Source organism: Pseudorhodoplanes sp., from assembly GCF_050250235.1.
GTDB lineage: Bacteria > Pseudomonadota > Alphaproteobacteria > Rhizobiales > Xanthobacteraceae > Pseudorhodoplanes.
This window is the reverse complement of the sequence record NZ_JBFWPA010000272.1, coordinates 1-4,390: the sequence shown is the minus strand read 5'-3', so window position 1 is coordinate 4,390 and position 4,390 is coordinate 1. Positions and strand designations below refer to the sequence as shown.

Below are 4,390 nucleotides of genomic sequence, written 5' to 3'. Positions count from 1 at the left end.
GAGACGGAGGGATTCGAACCCTCGATACGGTTTCCCGTATGACGCTTTAGCAAAGCGTTGGTTTCAGCCACTCACCCACGTCTCCGAGCCGGGCCGGACTAGGCCTATATAAGCCGGAATCGGATCGTTCAACCAATCGTCTAGGAGGGGGCGGGATTGTTTGGACCGCCGGCCTGCCCCGATTGGGCGGTCTTCGGCCAATGCGAAATTCCGCCACTTCGGCGCCATTATAAACGGCTCTATAAAATTGACGAAAGCAATGCGTTGGTTTCGCAGAACCGACTTCACAGTTGGCACCGATAACGGGTCAAAGTTCCACAGTTGTCCCGGCCGAGGTGGGCCTTGAACAACTGCGATGAGACAATATATCATCGTCCATGACCGATCTCGTATTCGACCAGCACAAGAAGACCGAGGCAGTTCGACTGCGCCGGGGGCTTTACATCTACAAGCAGCCCATGAGCAAAGGTCGTGGCAGCCCGTATTGGTATGCCCGGGTCTATCTCGACGGACGACCGATTATCCGGACCATGCGTACAACGGATGAGCGGTTGGCGGCTAAGCGAGCGGAGGCTCTGCTCGACGATCTTCGTCTCGAACGTCGTCTTGGTGCTTCAAATTTCAGACATCTGACGGGTCGGGATTCGACCTCTCCCCATCGATTTGATCGGATCGCCGATGCTTGGCTGAATTCGCGAATTCGGGAAGCCGGAACCGACTGGCGGAGTCTTCGTCGAGTAAGGGACGACCGTCAGGCGATCACCGCAGTGAACGGGTTAGGGCGATTCTTCGGTAGGAAGGACGTTCGCACCATCACCACGGCTGACATCCGCGATTACCTCGCCTTTGCCGCTCAAAATGGCAAAAAGGAGGTGCTGGCGCCGGCGACGAAGAAGAAGCGGCTCAGCACACTCAGCAGCATCCTGAACCATGCCTATGAGAAGGGCATCATAGCGGGGGTGCCACTGATGCCGAAGGTTCCCCAGCGGGACAATCCTCGGGCGTGGTTTAGCCAAGACGAATATCGGCGATTGCTGATCGCTGCCGGCAAAATGGTGGCCGAGGCGAGCGATCAAGATCGGCAGCTGTTCGAAGAGCTCAACGACCTGATCGTCTTCATGGTCGCCTCTTTGATCCGGCCCAGCGAATGGTCCAGGTTGAGGTTGCGGGACGTTGAGATCGTCGACGGCGCTGAGCCTCACGTGCGTGTTCACGTCCATCACGGAAAAGTTCGGGGACGCCATGCAGTTAGCCTGCCTTCCGCGATCCCAGTCGTTCGCCGTATCGCCGAGCGGCTAAAGGAAGACCGCAACGGCTACCTCTTCCTGAATCAGTATCCCAATCGGGTGACCGCCCGGGACAAGATGCGATCGCTATTCGAGCGCCTCGTGAAGTTTGCGGAGCTGGAGTTCGATGGAGAAGGAAAGCGGCGAACCGCCTACAGCCTACGCCACACGGCGATCATGCTCCGCCTTTTGGAGGGCGACAACATCGACCTCATCGTATTGGCTGGAAATGCGGGAACCGGGATTCAGCAGATCCAGCGATTCTACGGCAGCCACCTCTTGCCGGAGATGAAGCTCGACAATCTGTTGAGCATGAAGCGGCGCCAGTCCTTCGATCCTCGCCTCGGTGAACTGGGCGTCATCAGTCCGGCGAGTCAGAAATCCAAGGTGCTGTTCGTGCAAACTTCCACCTAGTCGAACGGTGAGCTGGCTACGCCGGCCTAACAGGCGGCCCGAGATTCCCGCACGGTCGGCATCCAGCGGTGATTACGATAAGCGTAGCGCTCAACAAATCTCTCAGTGCCGGTGAAGATCACGTCGAACGAACGTCCTCGGTCGATATTGCCTATTCGTCCCTCGATCGTTCGGGCCGACCCGCCATCTAACGTCGCGACAGTGCCATCCGCCCCCTCATTTGAGTGAGAGATAGGTATGCCCTCCGTCGCAATCGGTTGCCCCGGTCTGAGCTCGACAAGGTGGGCCCATCCACAGGTGGTTCCGCTCCAGGTCCCGCCGCCTTCGCTGTAAACTACCGGATACTCCGCCAGCGAACGACTTACTGCGACTGCCAGCGGCTCTGCTCCAAACGAAGCACCATCGACGATGCGAGGCCAAGATCCAATCACGGTGAACGAGTCTCCGGTCGGGTTTAGGTAATGAATGGCCAATGCGCCTGATGAGACGTGACTATCGTCGAGATTTCGGCCGAGGCTTATCAAGGCTGCCGTCCCCCCAAGCCATTCGAGGCTGAACGGTCGGAACGCATAGGTTTGGTCAGATACGATCCCGCCGTCTGGCTCACGGTATCCTGCGACCGTTAGTTCAGCGTTCCGATGATCGGCAAACGCTACTCGGAATGCCTCGGCTAGCTGCGCCGGAGCGTGCTGGGCCGCTATTCCGGAATCCGTCAGAGCATTGCCGCCGGCAGCATTTGCCGGATCGATACCGTTGGCCTCGGGAGTCGAGTTGGTTCGCGCAGAATCGCAGGAAGTGACAGTTAGCAGCACCGAGAGGGTCATGACGGATCGACGGAGGCTCGACCAATTCATATGCGGAAAATGCATATGGGAATTCCGCATGTAGCTCAACGCCAGTTTGGTCTTGGTGGGGAGCGGGATGGCGAAGTCGGTCTACACCGACGCTCAGGGCAGCCTCGTCGCCATCCTCGTCGCAGCTCGCAAGGAATCTGGGTTGCGACAGGCTGACCTCGCTGAGCGGGTCGGCAAGGACCAAAGCTACATCAGCAACATCGAACGAGGGCAGCGTCGGGTAGATTTGGTTGAGTTTCGGGCGCTGGCGTCAGCAATGAACGTCGATCCCGTTGTCCTCTTCAAGCGATGGATCGAGCAGGTTTCGTAACGTCCGCAACGGATGGAAAGCGGACGATTGTTATACGTACGCAGCAATCCCCGCCAAGATCGTCGGATAGGCCAGCAATCCAGCGGGGCCCAATCCGAGAATGATCCAGACAAAGCTCACCGAGCTAATTAGCCTTTCTTCGGTGCGCGAGGCCGTCCCCTCGTCGGCGGTCGCGTGCAAGGTCTCTCCCTTCGCGATCGCCGCTTCAGCCCTGTAGGCCACTGGACTGAGGTACCAAAACATGTGGGTGTAAGGCAGCATCGCGGCCTTAGGCTTGCACGGCCCCTGAGGAATGGAGCGACGGAAATGATGTCGAATCGCGAACTCGATCCCCCGGGCTTCATTCTTGACCGTCATCACATACTGTTGAGCCCTTTGGTCCATCGACAGGGTAGCCCGCGAATGCCGAAACGCGAAGAATGCCACCCCGATGCCCAGCACCGTCCACGCGACTAGACTGCGCGAAAGGGTCGGCTCCAATATTAGTGCCTTATCGAGGCACAGACCGTAGGCCGCCCCCAAGGCGAGCTGGATCGGAATAAAGTGAGCCAGGCGCTGCTGCTTTAGCGTTTGATGAAATATGTCGAGTTCGACCAATTTCTCCCAGATTTTCAGATAGCGCTCGAGCTCGTCGGCATCGAGTTTTGCGGGCTTGCGCGGATTTCCTACAGACATGTCTGCCCCTCGGTCGCGGCACATATGTCAGTAATCGAAGGAAACGACCAAGGACTCAAGTCCGCAGAGGGTGGAAAGCGACAGGTGCTTTGGCGACAAAGTGGCCGTCGCATCAATCGCGAACGCGCTAGAAACGGCGCGCAGGAAAGCCGCTAAAGGGCGCCCGTTCACAGGTGCCGGTGATCATGCGGTAGCGCATCTGGTTTCCTAGCCAGTAGCGTTCGCGATCTAGAAGCTCGCCATTCTCGCGGTTCACAATCGTGCCCTCATCGGTCATGTCGCCGCTTTGTGAGTGCATGATGTCGCCCCTTTGGCGAAATACGATCTGGGTTTCGCTTACACGCTGGATTGACGCAGTTGTGGTGCAATCTCCGCTGCACCACCGCCCACTATCGAGATCGACCCGGAAGACGATAGCTGCTGGTCGCCTCTCTTCTGTCCGCCCCATAAATTGGCCGCTGGTGTAGGTACCCGTGCAGACAAGATTGAAGGCGGCGACGGTTTGCGCGGCCTGCCAGATCATTCCGGCCTCTCCAGCTTCGTCACGATCTTCCCCAGTTTGACGCCCCAGCGTCGGAGTCATGATGCGCTCGGTGCACAGTGTCCGCAATGGGTGGAAAACGGACCTAGGCTCCCATCTCGCTGACAAGAGCAGCAACAAGGTCGGCCGCCGGGAGGGCGCGAGCAAGTGGTGCGCCCTGACCAGCCCACTGTGCGCCGAAGCCGCCGTCGCCGGCCGCTATCGCCACCGCCAATCCGGAGATGGCGCCGCTGGCTTCCGCGACCTGCGAAGGCAATAGCTTCTTCTTCGATCTAAACATCGATGTCCGTCAAAATCGGCGTTGCGTCGT

The 4,390-nt window shown here is 58.5% G+C and carries 6 protein-coding genes; 2 read left to right on the top strand and 4 right to left on the bottom strand.

Annotation, left to right across the window (positions count from 1 at the left end):
- The first annotated feature begins 377 nt into the window (after positions 1 to 377).
- Positions 378 to 1,700, top strand: coding sequence for a tyrosine-type recombinase/integrase (locus tag AB7F49_RS38485; RefSeq protein WP_428533014.1), 1,323 nt, complete (start codon positions 378 to 380; stop codon positions 1,698 to 1,700).
- 26 nt (positions 1,701 to 1,726) lie between these two features.
- Here AB7F49_RS38485 and AB7F49_RS38480 read toward each other — a convergent pair whose 3' ends face one another.
- On the bottom strand, positions 1,727 to 2,524 hold the full coding sequence (locus AB7F49_RS38480; RefSeq protein WP_428533011.1) for a hypothetical protein: 798 nt from the start codon (positions 2,522 to 2,524) through the stop codon (positions 1,727 to 1,729).
- Positions 2,525 to 2,621: 97 nt separating this feature from the next.
- Between AB7F49_RS38480 and AB7F49_RS38475 the strand changes: the two genes are divergently transcribed.
- Positions 2,622 to 2,864, top strand: coding sequence for a helix-turn-helix domain-containing protein (locus tag AB7F49_RS38475; protein WP_428533008.1), 243 nt, complete (start codon positions 2,622 to 2,624; stop codon positions 2,862 to 2,864).
- A 30-nt stretch (positions 2,865 to 2,894) separates the two neighbouring features.
- Here AB7F49_RS38475 and AB7F49_RS38470 read toward each other — a convergent pair whose 3' ends face one another.
- The 3 genes from AB7F49_RS38470 to AB7F49_RS38460 all read right to left on the bottom strand — a co-directional run bounded on the left by AB7F49_RS38470 (position 2,895) and on the right by AB7F49_RS38460 (position 4,360).
- Entirely contained in the window at positions 2,895 to 3,539 is a 645-nt protein-coding gene (locus tag AB7F49_RS38470; RefSeq protein ID WP_428533005.1) for a hypothetical protein, read from the bottom strand.
- 127 nt (positions 3,540 to 3,666) lie between these two features.
- A complete protein-coding gene (locus AB7F49_RS38465) occupies positions 3,667 to 4,122 on the bottom strand; it encodes a hypothetical protein (protein ID WP_428533002.1) in 456 nt (151 codons plus the stop codon).
- Positions 4,123 to 4,165: 43 nt separating this feature from the next.
- Positions 4,166 to 4,360, bottom strand: a complete 195-nt coding sequence (locus tag AB7F49_RS38460) for a hypothetical protein (RefSeq protein WP_428532999.1) — start codon at positions 4,358 to 4,360, stop codon at positions 4,166 to 4,168.
- Positions 4,361 to 4,390: the final 30 nt, after the last annotated feature.